The sequence below is a fragment of the Ignavibacteriota bacterium genome, from assembly GCA_013285405.1.
GTDB lineage: Bacteria > Bacteroidota > Ignavibacteria > Ignavibacteriales > Ignavibacteriaceae > IGN2.
In genome coordinates this window covers 3,259,309-3,278,528 of sequence record CP053446.1, presented here as the reverse complement: position 1 = coordinate 3,278,528, position 19,220 = coordinate 3,259,309, and the positions used below count along the sequence as shown (strand labels likewise).

The window sequence follows — 19,220 nt, the reverse complement described above, 5'->3', positions numbered from 1 at the left end:
TTGGCCTGATACTGATCCTTATGAGAATGCAATGGCGTACGGCACTTTAGCAACATATTGGAATGCAACACGTGTTTGGAATATATTTGGTAATATTATGGATCCATTAAATAAACCTGATCCATTACGTTACTTGATGTATGATCAAAATCAATATGCAGATCATTTTGGGAGTAGAGATTTTAGTGGTGATGATGTCATATCTCCTCCACCTTATATGATACCTTATTATCCTTATAATATTCAACCAACCAATTTAACTGGCGCGACCTTAACTGAAACAGAAAAAATAAATATTAGAGATAATACATTCCCTCATGTAATAAGAGCTACAGCAGGTTTACTTTATTGGTTTGCTAATGAGGTAGGAATTATTCCACCACCTCCGCCTCCGTTAAGTGTTACAATTTCAGGACCGACAAACGCTCAAAAATATACTACAAGTAATTTTACTTCGACTGTCGTTGGTTCTTGGGGTAGCGTTACATATCAATGGGAACAAATGTATCCTTGTTGTGGCGACGACCTTGGTAATTGTGGCACTTATTTAATAAGAGGAAATGGTTCGACATTAACTTTATATAATAATTCGGCCTTCCATTACTACTTAAAATTGACCGTTTGGAATGGGAATCAAAGTGTGGTTGACTATCATCATGTAACCGTTGAAACTTGCGCACCAGGAGGTGGTGGAGGTAGTTGTCCAACACTTGCATACGATGTCAGCGGTGAAATAACAGATGATAATCCTTTACTCATTAAATCACCAAGCAATCCAGGATTAGATGTAACCGATTACTATCTTGCACAAAATGTTATAACACCAATTGGTAATCAAATAAACCTACGTGTACACGAACCGCAGACAGAACATACGTGGCTGGATTATGCAGAACTTATTGTAACCAGAGTAAGAAGAGATGAGTTGGTGGCTGTAAACGATGATGGAGAGATAATAAACTATAAAGAGTCAACTGCACCAGTATCTGTGATGCTTAACGGCGAAACAGATATTACTGATATTCTTACTTCAATGGATTCAATTGATATATCACTAGTGGAAGGAGATGTTTTGACAGTTATGAGAAATTCACTTACACCTGAAGATGAAGACGATGAGGATGTTGTATTAGGTGGAGAAGTACCGATTAAAGATCAGGAATCAATCACATTAAAAGTAGCAAAACAAAAAGATGGTGATGAAAGTTTAGATAGTAAAGATAGCGATAACCCACCATTTGGTGGATTATTTTTCAGACCAAATAGAAGTGTTATTGCAAAAAGTTTGAGAAATGTTCCACCAGGAAATCTTGAAATAGAAATCAATAGAGATCTCGTGCTTGATTATCTGGCTATTGTTATAAATATAAGAACTGCACGGACAAGAACACTTAATTTAATTGGTGCGATTCACAATCAGCAGGGCAACGTAAATAATCTTTTGGGCAGTATAGATCAGAATTATGCGGAAATATTACCGGGAGAATCGATTGATTTCACATTTCAATTTGATAATGTGCCAACTGAAAGAATAGCATATGTCATTAAAACAGTGGGAAGATATGAAACAGATACAACCTTTGCATTTAATAAATTAACAAGTACAGACGAGGAAGTTTTAATTCCGAAGGAGAACAAACTGTTTGATAATTATCCGAATCCATTTAATCCAACCACACAAATCAAATATTCGGTAAAAGAAAATGGATTAGTGACTCTGAAAGTTTACGATGTATTAGGAAAAGAAGTTGCAGTACTTGTTAATGAAGATAAGTTAGTAGGTGAATACACAGTTACATTTGAAGCGGAAAATCTTTCAAGCGGAATTTATTTTTACACATTAGTGGCGAAAGAATTTCAGCAAACTAAGAAAATGATTTTAGTTAAATAAAATGAACATTTACGATATCATATTTTATTTATTTGCGGCAGTCACATTGCTTTCAGCATTTTTTGTAGTGACGACAAGAAATATTGTTCGTGCTGCTTTCTTTTTACTATTTACTTTTTTTGGTGTATCAGGGATTTATGTTTTGCTCGGTGCTGATTTTGTTGCAATCGTTCAGTTGATTGTTTATGTAGGCGGAATTTTGATACTACTGATTTTCGGAGTGATGATCACAAATAAAATAACCAGTGTAGATATTAAAACAGGAACAGTCCAAACATTACCAGCGGCAATTGGAGTTGGATTATTCACAGGAATTATTGGCGCAGTAATATTTAATACAGATTGGTTTATTTCTAAATCTGAAATACCAGAATCAACTTTATCTACTTTGGGTAATATGCTCTTGAATGAATACGTTTTAGTTTTTGAACTGCTTGGAATTTTACTCTTGGTTGCACTGATCGGTGCAGCATCAATGGCGAGGAAGTGAAAGTCAACAGCATGATTGTATGGTTGTATGAATGTATGAATAGATTTTTAAAAATACTGAAATCAATTTTTAATTTTTCATTTTTAATTTTTAATTCTTAAATGGAAGTAACTTTAACACATTTTTTAGTAGTCAGCACGCTTTTATTCTGTCTTGGAATTTATGGCATCGTAACAAGGAAGAATGCAATTATGGTTCTTATGGGAATTGAATTAATTCTCAATGCATCAAACATCAATTTCGTTGCTTTTTCAAGATTTGGAAATTTTGGCTTACAAGGACAGTTGTTCGCACTTTTTGTAATTGTCCTCGCTGCCGCTGAAGCTGCAATCGCTCTGGCTATTGTGTTAAATGTTTATAAAACTTTTGTAAATGTAAATGTCGATGAAATCGACGAACTCCGGGATTAATAAATGAGTGAAAATTTCTTAACACAACTTTCAGTTATCGTACTCTTTTTACCGCTTCTCGGTTTTGTAGTTACATTACTGCTCGGCAAGAAAGTTCCGAAAATATTTTTCTTTGAAATATTAGTTATGTTCTCCGGACTTGTTCTTGCTTTTGTTCTTCTCATTGGAAAACTAACTTCCTTCCCTGATGCACGAATAGTTTCGGAGTTTAAATGGATTGATATGGGCAGCGTTCCTATTATCGGTTCAATCAATATTTATCTCGGAGTGCTGATTGACGATATCAGCGCATTGATGATTGTTGTCGTTTACATAGTTAGTTTCCTTGTTCATTTCTTCTCAATCGATTATATGAAAGATGACATTCGATACAACAGATACTTTGCTTATTTAGGTCTGTTTACATTTTCAATGTCAGGTATCGTTCTCACTCACAATATGCTGATGATGTTTATGTTTTGGGAACTCGTTGGTCTTTCTTCTTATCTGTTGATAGGATTCTGGTTTGAAAAAAAATCTGCTTCAGATGCTGGAAAGAAAGCATTTATCGTAAACAGGATTGGTGATCTTGGAATGCTCTCAAGTTTGCTAATTCTATTTTTTACTTATAACACTTTTTCATTCGAACAAATATTTGGTGAAATTGCAAAAGGTAATCTTCCATTCAACAGTGGATTCTGGCTTACGGTAACGGGCGTTTTAATTTTCTGTGGCGCAGTTGGAAAGTCAGCACAATTCCCCTTACACGTTTGGCTTCCTGATGCAATGGAAGGTCCGACACCGGTCAGTGCGTTAATTCATGCTGCAACAATGGTTGCTGCCGGCGTTTATCTTGTTGTAAGAGTTTTTGGAATACTCACTGCTGATGCAATGCTGATTATTGCGACCATTGGTGCATTATCTGCATTCATTCCTGCAACAATCGCTTTAACTCAAAATGATATCAAACGGGTTTTAGCGTACTCAACAGTTTCGCAGTTAGGTTATATGATAATGGCACTCGGAGTAGGTGCTTACAAATTTGCATTCTTCCATTTGATTACTCACGCATTCTTCAAAGCGTGTCTCTTTCTTGGTTCTGGTTCTGTTATTCATGCTATGCATCACGAACAGGATATCAGGAATATGGGCGGACTCAGAAAGAAAATGCCAATTACGTACGCAACATTTTTAATATCTTCATTAGCAGTTTCAGGCATTCCTCTCACTTCAGGTTTCTTAAGTAAAGATGGAATTCTTTCAGGTGCTTTTGCTTTTGGAGACTTGACAGGACATTGGTTGTTTGTGATTGTAGGATTGTTAGTTGCAATGTTGACTGCATTTTATATGTTCAGACTTGTGATAATTACATTCCACGGTGAACCGAGAGATCAACACAAATTTGATCACGCACACGAATCAAAATTTGTGATGGCAATGCCGTTAGTTGTCCTTTCATTACTTTCATTATTCTTCTGGTACACACCAAATCCAATGAGTCCTGATGCAGGTTGGTTTTATTCTAAATGGATTAAGGCTCCGGTGATTTACACTCCGGAAAATGTTCGGTGGGATTTTATGAAATCTGATGAAGCTGCATTGTCAAATTCCTCTGAAGAACACGAGATTATGTACTCAAAAACATATTATGATGCATTACATCACGCACACGGAACAGCAGTTATTCTATCACTGCTTGTTGCAGTAGCAGGAATACTTCTTGCTTTCTCAATTTATCAATGGAAGAAGATAAATGCTGATAATCTTGCAGAAAGATTTAAACCACTTTACAAATTTTCTTACAACAAGTGGTACTTCGATGAACTTTATCATAAAACATTTATTGCAGGAACATTAGGGCTGAGCTGGCTAGTTGCCTGGTTTGACCGTGTAATAGTTGATGGAATTGTTGACGGCAGTGCAACTGTTACTAAGGTTTTCTCAAATTTTATAGGAAAGTTTGATAATGTCGTTGTTGATGGTCTTGTAAATCTGATGGCATGGATTAGTGCAATGATAGGACTGATGTTTAGAAAAGTCCAGACAGGTAAAGTACAGACATATATAATAATGGTAATTTTTTCAATCGTGATATTGTTGTTTTTATTTAAATCATTTTAGAAAAATTTGTAGCTCAGTTCTCTCCCGAAGGGATTCCTTTGGAAAAGTCCTGAGTTTGTAAAATTAAATTCTCGGTTCAGGAGAACTGAGATACGAAAAAAAAATTGAAAATACATAGGTAGATAAATGAATTTTCCAATACTAACATTTCTAACATTTATTCCGGTTCTCGGAATGGTGATAATTCTCTTCCTGAAGAAAGAGAATGTAGCTGCAATCAAATACACAGCATTGCTTGCAACCGGTGTGCAGGTTGTTCTTGCTATTGTGTTAATGAACAACTACAATTACTCGCTCGGAGGTATTAACGATGCAAACACATTTCAGTTTGTTGAAAAATTCCGATGGATCGAGATTTCAGATTTCCCGTGGATCGGAACAATAAAAATTGATTACTTTTTAGGTGCTGATGGATTAAGTACTCCATTAATACTTTTAACTGCAATTGTCACGTTCATCGCAACTTTATCTTCCTGGACTATCGATCGTCAACTCAAAGGTTATTTCGCTCTGTTCCTTTTACTCGATACTGGAATGATGGGCGTATTTGTTTCTCTGGATTTCTTTTTGTTCTTCATCTTCTGGGAAATTATGCTTCTGCCAATGTATTTCTTAATTGGAATCTGGGGAGGTCCGAGAAGAGAATACGCAGCAATCAAGTTCTTCCTCTACACTTTGTTTGGCAGCATTTTTATTTTACTTGTGATGATCGGACTTTATTTCAGTACAACCGAAACACTTGCCGATGGTTCAAAAGTATTTACTTTCAACATTCTTGAAATGATGAATACGGCTAATTACACTGTCGATGGAATTTTATCTCCGCTTAATCCGAACAACTGGCGATTCATTGCGTTCGTTGCTTTGTTCGCAGGATTTGCAATTAAAATTCCTATGTTCCCTTTTCATACCTGGCTGCCTGATGCACACGTTGAAGCTCCAACACCAATCAGCGTTATACTGGCAGGTGTTCTCCTGAAAATGGGAACTTATGGAATACTCAGATTCAATTATCCAATTTTCCCTGAGTTGACAAAAGATCTTGCATGGTACATTGGATTATTTGGAATGATAAATATTATTTATGGTGCTCTTGCTGCGATGGCACAAAGAGATTTCAAAAAGCTGATTGCTTACTCTTCAGTTTCTCATATGGGTTACTGCTTGCTTGGAATGGCTGCACTGAACACGATGGGTATTTCCGGTGCGATACTTCAAATGTTCAATCACGGAACTATTACTGCAATGCTCTTCTTGATTGTTGGAGTGCTTTACGATAGAACTCACACAAGAAATCTCGATGACTTTGGAGGAATGGCTACTCAAATGCCGATTTACACAGGCTTTGTTACGGTTGCATTCTTTGCCGCAATTGGTCTTCCTGGTTTAAGCGGATTCATTTCTGAAATTTTTGTATTCCTTGGTGCATTCAGTCATGACGTTATTAGAATTATCACTATCGTTTCAACTCTTGGAATACTTTTAGGTGCTGGCTATATGTTATGGACAATGCAGAGAGTTTATCTCGGAACTTTAAAAGAAAAATGGAATGCACTCAAAGATCTTGATGGAAGAGAATACGCAATGTTCATTCCGTTAACATTGATAATAATTTTCCTCGGTGTGTATCCTTCTGCTATGCTCGATATAATGAATTCTTCAGTTAATTCTATGGTTAAGTTTATGCAGGACTCACAATCATTCTTTAGCTCAATAAGTGGATTATAAGAAAAGTGAACATTGAAAATCTAACAACAAGTCTTCAGCTTATTAAACCAGAGATTGCTCTTTCAATCCTGCTGGTAGTAGTTGTCCTTTTTGATCTGATATTTGATAAGAGGAAAAATATACTTCCCTATATTTTAATAATCGGGTTGCTGGTTATTGCTTACTATGTTGTTGAACAATTCAATATGAACAGCTTTGCATTCAGATATGATTTAACAAGTGTCGGAATGCTTGCAGTTGATTCATTCGCGGCATTCTTCAAATTGATTGTAATTCTTTCAACAATATTTGTTGTGATGTTTTCAGTTACATCAAATGAAATAATTAAGAATCCTGACCGGCATGGTGAATACTATACTTTAATTCTTGGAATGGTTCTCGGAATGTTCCTTGTTTCATCAGCAACGGATTTAATTCTCATCTACCTCTCAATTGAATTGATGTCGCTTTCTTCCTACGTACTCTCTGGTTATCTTAAAACAGTTGAAAGAAGTTCAGAAGCTTCGTTGAAATATGTCATCTACGGAAGTGTCGCTTCAGGAATAATGTTGTTTGGCATTTCAATTCTTTACGGACTTACTGGCACAACCAATCTTTACGAAATGAATGCTCTTCTTCAACACACTGGTACTGGAGGATTTACATTCATATTTGCAGGCATAATGGTTCTTAGTGGAATTGGATTTAAAATTTCTATAGCACCATTTCATTTCTGGACTCCGGATGTTTATGAAGGAGCTCCGATTGCAATTACAGCATATCTTTCAGTTGCAAGTAAAGCTGCTGGATTCGCGTTGCTCATTAGATTTCTCAAAGTAACTTTCTTCCAGAATATTTCTCCCGATGGAAGCTGGATAATGTTAAATATTATTGACTGGCAAAGAATTTTAATTGCTCTTGCAATCCTGACGATGACACTTGGAAACTTTGCTGCACTGTGGCAGGATAATATTAAACGAATGCTCGCATACTCAAGTATCGCACACGCTGGATATTTACTTCTTGCAGTTGCAATTTTCTCAAACGATGGTGTGATTGCTGTTCTCGTTTATTTTGCAATTTATCTTTTTATGAATCTCGGTGCTTTCTTTGTCGTTATGCTGATTGCAAACAAAATCGGAAGTGAAGAAATGGATGACTATAAAGGAATGGGATCATCAACTGCATTTCTTGGAATTGCTTTATCAATTTTCTTACTATCATTAGCTGGTTTACCACCGACTGGCGGATTCATTGGTAAACTTTACATTTTCATTGCACTGATAAATGCTGATATGATTGTTGTTGCATTCATCACTTTGTTAAACACAGTTGTTGCATACTACTACTACGTTCGTGTTTTGAAAAATCTTTATCTTGTTAGAACTGAAACATCGCACGAAAAAATTCAGGTTAGTTTTGGTAATGTGATTGTAGTTCTCCTTCTGCTTATTCCTGTTTTTGTATTTGGTGTTTACTTCACTCCGATTGTAAATCTTGCAAAAACCTCCGCTGCGATATTAGGGTTTTAATGACTTATGCTGAACTTGTTTCAGTATCTTTCTGTCATTTGAAATATGGATTAGATTTCAATGCCAACTCTATATCGTCCCTACCGGGACTTTGAAAACCCCGACGTATTATTAATGCTAGAAATATTTAATCCCTCACGGGATTATAATTACCTAAAACTAATATCACCAATCCTAGTTTGTCCCGTTAGGGACATAATACCTATAAAAAATAATCCAGAAATATCAAAAAGTCCCAGAGGGACGAAATAGTCCCTCTCGTCTTTCTCAAAATAATTTTTTAAGTTTCTATTAGTTATAATTTTTAATGAGGCGTAAAATGCGAATCCTTAAAATATTTCTTCTGGTTTTCATTCTTTCTATTACTATATCTGCACAGTGGTATCAGCAAAATAGCGGAACTACTGACAATCTTTACAGTGTTTATTTTGTCAATGAACTAGTTGATTGGGCAACAACTTATCAAGTAATTTACAAAACAACGGATGGTGGGCAGAGTTGGCAATATCAGTATACACAAAACCCAGTCTTTCAAATATTCTTTCATAGTGAAAATGTTGGATGGATATCTACTTGGCTTACTGGCCCTGCCATTTTAGAAACTACCGATGGGGGAAATACTTGGGTAGAAATATATTCGGTTATGGGTTCGTACGAATTTATACATGATTTCGAATTTATAAGCCCAGATATAGGTTGGATAGTTGGAGAAGAAACAATACGTTCAATTAAAGATGGTATTACAGAATTTCCTGTTTTATTTAAAGAAACAACAAATGGAGGACTTACTTGGTTGGATAAAAATTTTCCACCAAATTATTGGGGAAGACTAGTTCAAATTGATGCTATTGATTATATGAATTTGATTGTTGCTGGAGACGACACCCTTTTTAAAACTTCAGATGGAGGAAACAACTGGCAACAAGTACCATTACCACAAAATTTTCAACCTACGGATCTTGATTTTATTAATACTCATCTTGGGTGGGTTTATGGACCCAATGCTTTGTTTAAAACAACCAATGGTGGTGTCAACTGGGAACTACAAGCTCAGCCAGTTTATAACTTTCAATTCATTACATCACAAATTGGGTGGTACACGTACGGTAATCAAATTTATAACTCTACAAATGGTGGCTCATCTTGGACACTTCAAAATTCTAATACTAATAACACACTAAATGATATTTTCTTCATAAACACCAATAATGGTTGGGCAGTTGGTCAAAATGGAACGATTCTTTATACTCCAAATGGTGGCATTCCAGTAGAACTTATTTCATTCACATCAGAAGTTTTAGAAAATGAGGTGGAATTAACCTGGTCAACGGCAACAGAAACAAACAACTCTGGATTTGAGATTCTTTGCTCAACCGAAAATGAAGATTGGAATAAAATGGGATTTGTTCCCGGACAGGGAACAACAACAGAAACTCAGCATTACTGTTTTACGGATAACGATGTTAAACCGGGCAAGTATCAATACAGACTAAAACAAATAGATTATGATGGCACTTTTGAATATTCACAAATTGTAGAAGTTGTTATTCCATTTGTTAATGAGTTCTCACTCTCCCAAAACTACCCCAACCCATTTAATCCGTCAACAAAAATAAAATATGAAATACCGGCCTCCCTAAATCCCTCCAAAGGAGGGACTTTAGTGCAATTAATAGTTTATGATATTTTAGGAAGAGAAATAGCAGTTCTGGTTAATGAGGAAAAACATCCTGGTAATTATGAAATAGAATTTGATGGCAGTAATCTTTCAAGTGGTATATATCTTTATAGATTAACTGCCGGAGGATTCAGCGCTACAAAGAAATTAGTTTTGTTAAAATGAAATAAAAACACTCATCCACCCTCTCCTTCGGAGGGGGACGGGGTGAGGCCTCCGACTTGCATTTAAACACCACAATCCATAGTTTATATCAGACCAAAATAGTCTTTTATGTATGCTAAAACTATCAAAAAAAACAGAATATGCGTTGATGGCAGCCAAATATATGGCTCTGAAAAACCATTCAGGTTACTCAACAGCAAAAGAGATTTCAGAGAAATATCAAATACCTTATCCTCTGGTTGCAAAGGTTTTGCAGAATCTTGTTAAGTGTGAAATAGCATTTTCTGCGAAAGGAACAAACGGTGGATTTTCACTCGCTAAAAAAGCTGAGAAAATTTCTTTGATAGATATTATCAAAGCAGTTGAAACAAATTTTAAAATAGTTGATTGTATGCAAGCAAACAGTTCATCAGCAGATTGCGAACATTATAGTTGCTGCAAAATAAAAGATCCGCTTGCAGAAGTGCAGAAGAAAATAGATAAAGTTTTTACAGAGACTACGATTGCTCATATTCTATAAGAGAACTAAATTTCATAAATTATAAATAATATTTGAAAGGGATGAATGTCAGATAAGTATCAAAATAATCTCGAATTGTTAAAAAGAAATGATGAAGAATTATTGAATTACCTGAAAGCTAAGTTTCCAATCTTTCACAATTCTAATTTATTCTTTCGCGATTTTCAATATGGAATAAGAAGTTTCTTGGAAAAGAAAGAAATAAAAGCAAGCTACCAGATGGCAGAAAAGCTCGCTGAAGATATGGCAAAACATTACGAGGATAAAAATCTTTTTGTAAAAATAAATCATCAGTCATGGAAGATTAACAAACAGGAATTCGTAACTGCTGCGCCCGGTGATCCTTTTTAACAATTTCTAAAATTAAGAGTCAAATTATGACAGATTTAAATATTAATTCCGAAATAAAAGTAACAGAAAAAGCAAGAAACGAAATCCTGCGTATTATGCAGTCGAACAACATTCCTGAGAATTACGGATTGAGAGTAGGTGTAAAAGGCGGTGGATGTTCCGGATTAACGTACACTTTAAATTTTGATGGAGTTGAAAAACCAGGTGACACAATAATCGAATCTGAAAGAATTAAATTATTTATTGATGGCAAAAGTCTTTTTTATCTGATGGGGACACAACTTGATTTTAGCGATGGATTGAACGGAAGAGGATTTGTTTTCAACAACCCGAACGCAGCAAAAACTTGCGGCTGCGGTGAATCGTTTGGAGTTTAATCAATCATATAATGAAAGGATGCTATGAACCGAAGAAAATTTCTCTACTCTGTTGCAGCAATAAGCACAGTTTCTGCAATGGAACCATTTTCAAAAAATTTAAAATATATTTCTAACAATTTCGAAAGGAGTAAAAATATTATGGCAAAATTTGAATTGCCTCCCTTGCCTTACAGCTACGATGCATTAGAACCATACATTGATAAAATGACAATGGAAATTCATCACGACAAACATCATGCTGCTTATGTAAATAATCTCAATAAAGCTGTTGAAGGAACTGAGATGGCATCTAAATCTCTTGATGATCTTATAACAAATATTTCCAAATATCCCGCTGCTGTTAGAAACAATGGCGGTGGACATTGGAACCATTCTCTATTCTGGACTTTGATGAAACAAAATGGCGGTGGTGAGCCAACCGGACTTCTTTCCGATGCAATCAAATCGTCGTTTGGATCATTTGGTGAATTTAAAACTCAGTTTAGTAACGCCGGCGCAACCAGATTCGGATCGGGCTGGGCGTGGCTAGTTAAACAGAATGGAAAACTCGCTATTGGTTCTACACCAAATCAGGATAATCCCTTGATGGATATTGCTGATTTTAAAGGAACACCAATACTTGGTCTGGATGTTTGGGAACACGCATACTACCTGAAATATCAGAATAAAAGAGCAGAATATATCGAGAACTGGTGGAATGTTGTAAACTGGGCTGAAGCATCTAAACGATTCAGCGAGGCTAAGTAATTTAAATTATTTCAATGGAAGCAGTCACATTGATTGCTTCCGGTTTAAAACAGGGAGAAGTTAATATGCAGATACCAATATTCCCTCTTGCATCAGTAGTCTTTCCGAATTCAAGATATCCCCTCCATATATTTGAGGAAAGATACAAAACGCTGATCAACAAGTGTCTATTGCATAAAACGGGATTTGGAATCGTACCACGTATTGGAGAAAATATTTCTGAGATTGGTGTTTACGTTGAGATTGCGGATGTGATAAAAATCTATGAATCGGGTGAGTTGGATATAGTTGTGGTTGGAAGATGGCGTTTTAAGAGATTAAATCTTCTCATGCATCCTGATGGATATTATTTGAGTGATGTGAATAAGATAACTGAAACGGAATCCGATACTGAATTGAACTACAATTTATTCTTTGCATTGAAGCAAAGAGTGCAGGAGATGTTACGTCTTGCAAACTTTGATGCTGGAAAAGGTTTTTGGGAAGCTTTAGAAAAGGCACATTTGAAATCATTTAAAATTGCTGAGAAATCGGGTTTGTCAATTCTGCAGCAGCAAGAACTTCTCACTCTTCAAAACGAAAATAAGAGACTCAGTTATCTTCTTGAACACTTTGAAAAGCTGGAAGAAAAATTAGAAGCAAATAGAGTAATTAGAGAAATTATTCTGGGGGATGGATTTCTGAATTAATTTTTTGCTGAACGAATCAGACCAAAGATCCTGATACTCAATTTCCGGAATACATCTTAACTGCATTTAATCGGTTCAAAGCTCTATTCAACGCAGATTTTGCGCGAGCTTCATCAATATCAGCATCCATTTTTTTTCGCAGTCTTTCCTCTGCCCTTTTCCTTGCTTGTTCAGCCCGGTCAACATCAATATCACTGATTTTTTCAATCGAATCAGCCAGAACTAAAATCTGATTTTGATTTACTTCTACTGTTCCACCGGAAGTTGTATAAAAAGAATCAGCAGAATTCTTTTTAACTTTTATCACACCAACTTCAAATGAACTAAGCAATGGTGCGTGGTCTTTCAGAATTTGAAAACTTCCAAGTGTTCCAGGAATTGTAACAGATTCAATATAATCATTAAATACAGGTTTTTCAGGAGTAATTATTTCAAGATTCAGTATAGCCATTATTTCATCTTATTTGCTTTTTCAACTGCTTCTTCTATTGTACCCACATAAAGGAAAGCTCCTTCCGGTAAATCGTCGTATTTCCCGTCAATGATTCCTTTAAATCCGCGAATTGTATCTTCAAGTTTAACGTATTTTCCAGCAAAGCCTGTGAACTGTTCAGCTACGTGGAAAGGTTGACTTAAAAATCTCTGTATTCTTCTTGCACGTCGTACGATAGTTTTATCTTCATCAGATAGTTCATCCATTCCAAGAATGTTAATGATATCCTGAAGATCTTTGTAGTGTTGAAGAATTTCTTTGCATCGTCTTGCTACATCATAATGTTCCTGCCCGAGAATTCCCGGTTCAAGAATTCTGGATGTAGAATCAAGTGGATCGACAGCAGGATAGATACCAAGTTCAGAAATTTGACGACTTAATACAGTTGTTGCATCAAGGTGAGCAAATGCTGCAGCCGGAGCCGGATCGGTTAAATCATCTGCCGGAACATAAATTGCCTGAACAGATGTAATTGATCCTTTATCTGTTGAAGTAATTCTTTCCTGGAGTGCCCCCATTTCAGTTGCAAGATTGGGCTGATAACCAACTGCTGACGGCATTCTTCCTAACAATGCGCTAACTTCTGAACCAGCTTGTGTAAATCTGAAAATGTTATCAATGAATAAAAGTACATCTCTTCCCTCTTCATCACGGAAATATTCTGCTACAGTTAAACCGGTTAAACCTACTCTTAATCTTGCACCGGGAGGTTCATTCATCTGACCAAAAACAAGAGCGGTTTTGCTTAAAACTCCTGACTCTTTCATTTCCATCCAGAGATCATTTCCTTCACGTGTTCTTTCACCAACACCTGAGAAAACTGAATAACCGCCATGCTGTGAAGCAATATTATGAATTAATTCCTGTATGATAACAGTTTTACCAACTCCAGCACCGCCGAACAATCCGGTCTTTCCACCTTTTGTGTATGGTTCGATCAAATCGATAACTTTTATTCCTGTTTCAAACATTTCTGAATTTGTAGATAGATTCTTAAATGCAGGAGCAGGTCGGTGGATAGGATATGATTTCTGTGTTTTGATTTCACCCAAACCATCAATTGGTTTTCCAATAACATTGATTAATCTTCCTAAAGTTTCAGGACCGACAGGTATTGATAAAGGACCGCCGGTATCAAATGCATCCATACCTCTTACCAATCCATCAGTTGAATCCATCGCAACGGCTCTTACCCTATCTTCACCAAGATGCTGCTGTATTTCTGCAATCAAATCATCTTTTACGCCTTCTGTAGTTGTGCGAGGTATTCTTATTGCAGTGTAAATATCCGGAAGATGACCTTCCTCAAATTCCACATCGACAACTGGTCCAATTACCTGTATTATTTTTCCTTTGATTTCTGACATTATTATCCCTGAAAAGTTTTAAGAAAATTGAATTGTAAAATTAAAGTTGATACGGAACTTAAACAAATAATACAGGCATAAAAATGATATGTGAATTATTATTAGAGACTTCTGAAAAATTCTAATTTGTCATATTGAACGACCTGCCTGCCGGCAAGGCAGGAGTGAAATATCTGGTTTTTAAATTAAAATGAGACTCTTCAGAGTGACACATTCATAATAATTCAGAAGTCTCTATTAATCTGTTTTATTTCTTAATAAAGATTGAATAAATATATCCCAATAATTACCGTACCTGATATCTTAATCACTCTTCATTAATTGAGGATTATTTGAGTAAAATCAGCTTTTTAGATTGTATAAAATCCTGCGTCTTAATCTGGTAAAAATAGACGCCACTCGACAGACCTGAAGCGTTAAATTTTATTTCATAAATTCCCGCAAGCTTTTCTTCATTGAGCAATGTAACGACTTCACTTCCTAAAATATCATAAACCTTGAGTTCAACCTTCTGTCGCGATGGAATCTGAAAACGGATTGTCGTAATTGGATTAAATGGGTTTGGATAGTTTTGGTATAATAAAAAACTACTCGGAACCGAAAACTCATCTTCAATACTAGAAATCAAAATTGAATCAAGACCACCGGCTTCGTAATATCTAGCAGCAAATTCCTGTAAATAGAAATTCGCAACTCTGTCATTCTGAACAATGATTGTATTTTCATCATTGCTGTTTTCCGCAGAAGATGACCAATTATGTGAACCTGTAATTACTGTTGCGGGGTATCCATAAGGTTCAGCATCAACAATAGCATATTTATGATGCAATAGCCCATCGGAAAAACCTTTCAACCGGATATCCACTCCGTTTGATTGAAGGTAACTGAACTGCGAACCTGTATCGGTATTGTTGCTGAGAATTAATCTTGTTTTCTTCCCGTCATTTTTAATTACGATTACTGTATCGGCTAAATCGCGTCTTGTAATTGTCATAACAGCTCCATTGATAGATTTTTGAGCTTTACCTAAAGTCTTTCCGATTTTGGAATTTGTAAAGTCACTTGGGCTAAAATAACTTTGAATTCTGTTTCCATTAATCTTAAAAATATGCGGTGTATTATTATACTTTCTTGAACTAAATCTGGAGAACTGAGCATTTGGAACTTCATTATTACTTCCCCACATCTCGTTGAATTCAACTGTGTAGGCGCCAGCGAGTGCAACATCCTGAATTTCAATCAGATTTTGCCGATCATTATTAGTCCCCGGATCTGTCGGATTCCACGATCCGGTCATTACCCAAACGCTGTCAGGCGAACCACCGCGATAATCAATTATAAAAAATTTATTATGTTGTAAACCATTGCCATCATTATTACCAAAGCGATCATTTATGTACGGAATTCCGTTATTAATTAATGATTGGTAAGATGTTGAATTCCGGGTATCATATTCTCCGATTATTCTAACTTTAACACCGCGATTTTTTGCGTTGATGATTGCAGTCGCCAGATTATCTCCTACTGAACCACTCAAACTATAAAGTGCAGCATCAACAGATCGTTTTGCATTATTTATTCTTTCGACAGCCTTGCTTAGAAAATCAACATTTTGATTTGCGTTTACACCAGATGATACCCCAAAATAAACATTCTTATTGAAGTAAACATTTATTTCACCGGTTGTCGGGAAATCCGAACTTGTACTTGAAATAATGTTGCCGGAAAAACTTGTATCTGAATTTGCAACAGAGAAAGCTTGTAAATTGTAAATAGTTGCAGTCAGTAATCCGCTAACAGTAATGCTGTGATTAGTTCTTAAGCTGTCATCAATTTGGATAATACCGAGTTCATAGTTTGGAGTAAGTCCATATCGAACACGTGAAGTTCCAGGATTTATTGTTTTCCAATCCAGCGTAATTGAACCGGGCGTCAAATCGGATTCTTCGGGAAATTCTTCAAACAAAGGACCACTGGAAATAATGTCAGTTAACATTCTTGGCATCACCTGATAACCACCAATAAATGGCAGAGAGGTTTTATATTGACTAAGAACTCCAACTATATCAAACCTTCCGGCAGGAGCAACACTACCAATTATATTGGTACCATTATCAATCCTGATTTGCACAGTATCAGCAGAATTGGAACTAGTCAGCATGTAATTTTTATAAGCCCAGTTAGAAACAGGTGTTCCGTTTAATTCCGTTACGAGTACATTATTTAGTCTTACAAATCGTCCTTCAAAATTTTCCAAACCACCTTGTCCATCATGCGCAAGATCAAACGGAGTTGCTAAAATTGGTTCAACTGTATTTCCTGTACTGATAATCTGATGCAACAAAGGAAATTCTAATTGATTCAAACCGTTGAACTGAGTTATTGTCCCGGAGACCAGAACTTCATCTCCTATTTGCACAGAATCAGAAAAACTTGAACCGAAAATTGAAATGCCTGCACTATTATCCTGAATATAACTTGGGCTGCCAAACTGATTTGCAACAACTACAATTCCTCTTATCGAAACAAGGTTTCCGTAATAAACAGCAACACCTGATGTATCATTTTCTTTTGCTTGTGCAATTGGAATAGGATCACCGTACACTGTGAGTATCGGTGAAGGATTTACGTCATCAACAACAGAACCCATTCCCGATTGAAATTTAAATTTATACTTACCAGTGAATGTGGGTGTAGTTACATCCTGAATAGTGATTACAACAGAATCATTTTGAAAAATTACATTTGAAAAACTGATTGTATCTGATTCGACCGTTATAGAAGCTGTGAAATTTTCAATCGAAATCTGAGCAGGATTTTGTGACCACGAAAATCCAACAGGAAAAATAATTTTCAGAGCATCAATATTGTACAGAATATCTCTTTTATACATAAACTTTAAGTTAACTACAGAACTTCCAGAAGCAACTAATGGCTCAAGATATACTATTCCTGAGCCTTCAGGTTTTGTTCTTAATGAGAGTATCCATGCAATATTGGTTGATGTATTACCAGCACCCATTGTTGCAGTTCCGTTCATTGCCCAGTTAGAAGCCACTAATATTTCTGGCAGGCTATCTTCCTTGAAATAGACTGAAGTATTGCTTGGAGATGTTCCGGATAAATGTACTTTCGGTTGTGGTAAGCTATTTTGATTTGCTGCACCCCAGGAAACACCAAAGACATGAGTCTGCGAAGTGTTTCTGATTTGCACAGCCTCCGAACTTCCGGCAATTAAAAATACATTACCGGAAAAATAAATTGCGTTGTTTGATTTAATTACCAGCAAATAATCGCTTGGGTCAAAATCTTCACTGAAAGCATTTTCCGGTCTTGCTATAATAATGATCGTACCTTTTTGAAGATTGCTCCAAAGATTGTTATTCGAAAAAACTAACGGCGCTTGTGCAGAACCACCACTGCTGAAATCTCTGATATCCCAGTTTCTCAGATCCAGACTGTCTTCCAAAACAAGCAGTTCAATCCATTCATCATTTGCAACCGAGTTGTATAATTCATTGATTACAATTGGCTGGCTGAATAAATATGGTACAATCAAAAGCAGCAAAAGAAATATTAATTTTTTCATAGAAGGTATTTAGAATATTAGTTACTTAATTATTGTTAACTTTTTTGATATGTTATTTTCAGAAGTTGATAGCCGATAGATATATACACCACTTGGTAGTTCACCCGAATTAAATTCTACAGTATAATTTCCGGGAGATTTTTCCTCATTGATTAGCCGGGCTACTTCTCTTCCCAAAATATCAAAGACTGCAAGATTGACAAATTGATTTTCACCTGATCTATTTGCAGGAATTGTGAAAGATATTTTAGTTGATGGGTTGAATGGATTAGGATAATTCTGATATAGATTAAAAGATAATGTTGATGGATCTTGTTCATTCTCTACGTCGTTGACGACACCAAAATTAAATTCGGCTACTACTGGCAAATGGTCAGAAACTTTATGCAATGCGAATGCAATTTCTTCTGAAATTGGATACGGAGGATTAACAATTTGTTGATTAAAATGCTGCCCATCATTACCATAAGCCCAATAAGTTCCTTCTGCATAATCAACACCACCAGGACTCTTTAATGACTGAGAAACAAGTATAAAGTCAAATCTATCATCCAATCCACCTGTTGACCCTCCATCAGGCAACTGTAATGTTCTGGTGGATTGAGTATGTAAATCTGAAAATTGAGATGCGTCATGCCAATTTCCTGGTCTGTTCACAGGATCGAGAAAATAACCTGGATTTGCCTGATCCAATAATCTCAAATACGCTGGTTCCGACCATCGATAAAGGTTAAAATCACCTACTACTATAAAATTTGTGCCGGGTGAAAGTTGATCAGTATATATTCTTAACCGTGCAGCTTCCTGTTCTCTGGTAGTTTCATCTGCAGGAGTATTCCCTGCTTTAAAATGAGCGATGTAAACAATAAAAATATCCTGAGTAAACTTATGTTGAATTACATACCTTGTAATATATCTTGGTGTATTTGTAATAATATCAGCGGTCAACAACGTTAAAATTGAATCTTTGTAATAAAGCGCATTATCAGTATCAGGTCCATCAAAGAAGGTCGCGGCTTTAAATTTACTTCCCAAAACATTATTAAGAAACGAGTTCACACCAAATTGAGATAATATTTCCTGAACAGCAACTATATCCGGTGCGGCTTCG

The 19,220-nt window shown here is 36.0% G+C and carries 16 protein-coding genes; 12 read left to right on the top strand and 4 right to left on the bottom strand.

Annotated elements, in window-relative coordinates:
* Nucleotides 1-31: 31 nt before the first annotated feature.
* The 12 genes from HND39_14365 to HND39_14310 all read left to right on the top strand — a co-directional run bounded on the left by HND39_14365 (nucleotide 32) and on the right by HND39_14310 (nucleotide 12,660).
* Complete coding sequence (locus tag HND39_14365; protein ID QKJ98021.1) at nucleotides 32-1,891, top strand: T9SS type A sorting domain-containing protein; 1,860 nt, start codon at nucleotides 32-34, stop codon at nucleotides 1,889-1,891.
* A 1-nt stretch (nucleotide 1,892) separates the two neighbouring features.
* Nucleotides 1,893-2,381 carry an NADH-quinone oxidoreductase subunit J gene (locus HND39_14360; GenBank protein QKJ97372.1) on the top strand — a complete coding sequence of 163 codons (489 nt, stop codon included), beginning with the start codon at nucleotides 1,893-1,895 and terminating at the stop codon, nucleotides 2,379-2,381.
* 101 nt (nucleotides 2,382-2,482) lie between these two features.
* Nucleotides 2,483-2,791, top strand: coding sequence for an NADH-quinone oxidoreductase subunit NuoK (gene nuoK / locus HND39_14355; GenBank protein QKJ97371.1), 309 nt, complete (start codon nucleotides 2,483-2,485; stop codon nucleotides 2,789-2,791).
* Between the two features lie 3 nt (nucleotides 2,792-2,794).
* Nucleotides 2,795-4,891 (top strand): NADH-quinone oxidoreductase subunit L, encoded by a 2,097-nt coding sequence (gene nuoL, locus HND39_14350; GenBank protein ID QKJ97370.1) that lies wholly within the window; start codon nucleotides 2,795-2,797, stop codon nucleotides 4,889-4,891.
* A 138-nt stretch (nucleotides 4,892-5,029) separates the two neighbouring features.
* On the top strand, nucleotides 5,030-6,619 hold the full coding sequence (locus tag HND39_14345) for an NADH-quinone oxidoreductase subunit M (GenBank protein ID QKJ98020.1): 1,590 nt from the start codon (nucleotides 5,030-5,032) through the stop codon (nucleotides 6,617-6,619).
* A gap of 5 nt (nucleotides 6,620-6,624) precedes the next feature.
* On the top strand, nucleotides 6,625-8,130 hold the full coding sequence (locus HND39_14340) for an NADH-quinone oxidoreductase subunit N (GenBank protein QKJ97369.1): 1,506 nt from the start codon (nucleotides 6,625-6,627) through the stop codon (nucleotides 8,128-8,130).
* 307 nt (nucleotides 8,131-8,437) lie between these two features.
* On the top strand, nucleotides 8,438-9,973 hold the full coding sequence (locus HND39_14335; protein ID QKJ97368.1) for a T9SS type A sorting domain-containing protein: 1,536 nt from the start codon (nucleotides 8,438-8,440) through the stop codon (nucleotides 9,971-9,973).
* A 112-nt stretch (nucleotides 9,974-10,085) separates the two neighbouring features.
* A complete protein-coding gene (locus HND39_14330; protein ID QKJ97367.1) occupies nucleotides 10,086-10,493 on the top strand; it encodes an Rrf2 family transcriptional regulator in 408 nt (135 codons plus the stop codon).
* 45 nt (nucleotides 10,494-10,538) lie between these two features.
* Entirely contained in the window at nucleotides 10,539-10,844 is a 306-nt protein-coding gene (locus HND39_14325; GenBank protein ID QKJ97366.1) for a hypothetical protein, read from the top strand.
* 26 nt (nucleotides 10,845-10,870) lie between these two features.
* Nucleotides 10,871-11,221, top strand: coding sequence for an iron-sulfur cluster assembly accessory protein (locus tag HND39_14320; protein QKJ97365.1), 351 nt, complete (start codon nucleotides 10,871-10,873; stop codon nucleotides 11,219-11,221).
* Nucleotides 11,222-11,362: 141 nt separating this feature from the next.
* Nucleotides 11,363-11,971, top strand: a complete 609-nt coding sequence (locus tag HND39_14315; protein QKJ98019.1) for a superoxide dismutase — start codon at nucleotides 11,363-11,365, stop codon at nucleotides 11,969-11,971.
* Nucleotides 11,972-11,985: 14 nt separating this feature from the next.
* Entirely contained in the window at nucleotides 11,986-12,660 is a 675-nt protein-coding gene (locus HND39_14310; GenBank protein ID QKJ97364.1) for a hypothetical protein, read from the top strand.
* Between the two features lie 37 nt (nucleotides 12,661-12,697).
* Here HND39_14310 and HND39_14305 read toward each other — a convergent pair whose 3' ends face one another.
* The 4 genes from HND39_14305 to HND39_14290 all read right to left on the bottom strand — a co-directional run bounded on the left by HND39_14305 (nucleotide 12,698) and on the right by HND39_14290 (nucleotide 18,691).
* Nucleotides 12,698-13,111 carry a F0F1 ATP synthase subunit epsilon gene (locus tag HND39_14305; protein ID QKJ97363.1) on the bottom strand — a complete coding sequence of 138 codons (414 nt, stop codon included), beginning with the start codon at nucleotides 13,109-13,111 and terminating at the stop codon, nucleotides 12,698-12,700.
* The gene (gene atpD, locus HND39_14300) at nucleotides 13,111-14,520 is read right to left on the bottom strand and encodes a F0F1 ATP synthase subunit beta (protein QKJ97362.1); all 1,410 of its coding nucleotides are present in this window, start codon (nucleotides 14,518-14,520) and stop codon (nucleotides 13,111-13,113) included. Before atpD ends, HND39_14305 begins: the two co-directional genes overlap by 1 nt.
* Nucleotides 14,521-14,848: 328 nt before the next feature.
* The gene (locus tag HND39_14295) at nucleotides 14,849-18,109 is read right to left on the bottom strand and encodes a T9SS type A sorting domain-containing protein (protein QKJ97361.1); all 3,261 of its coding nucleotides are present in this window, start codon (nucleotides 18,107-18,109) and stop codon (nucleotides 14,849-14,851) included.
* Between the two features lie 21 nt (nucleotides 18,110-18,130).
* Entirely contained in the window at nucleotides 18,131-18,691 is a 561-nt protein-coding gene (locus HND39_14290) for a T9SS type A sorting domain-containing protein (GenBank protein ID QKJ98018.1), read from the bottom strand.
* Nucleotides 18,692-19,220 lie beyond the last annotated feature (529 nt).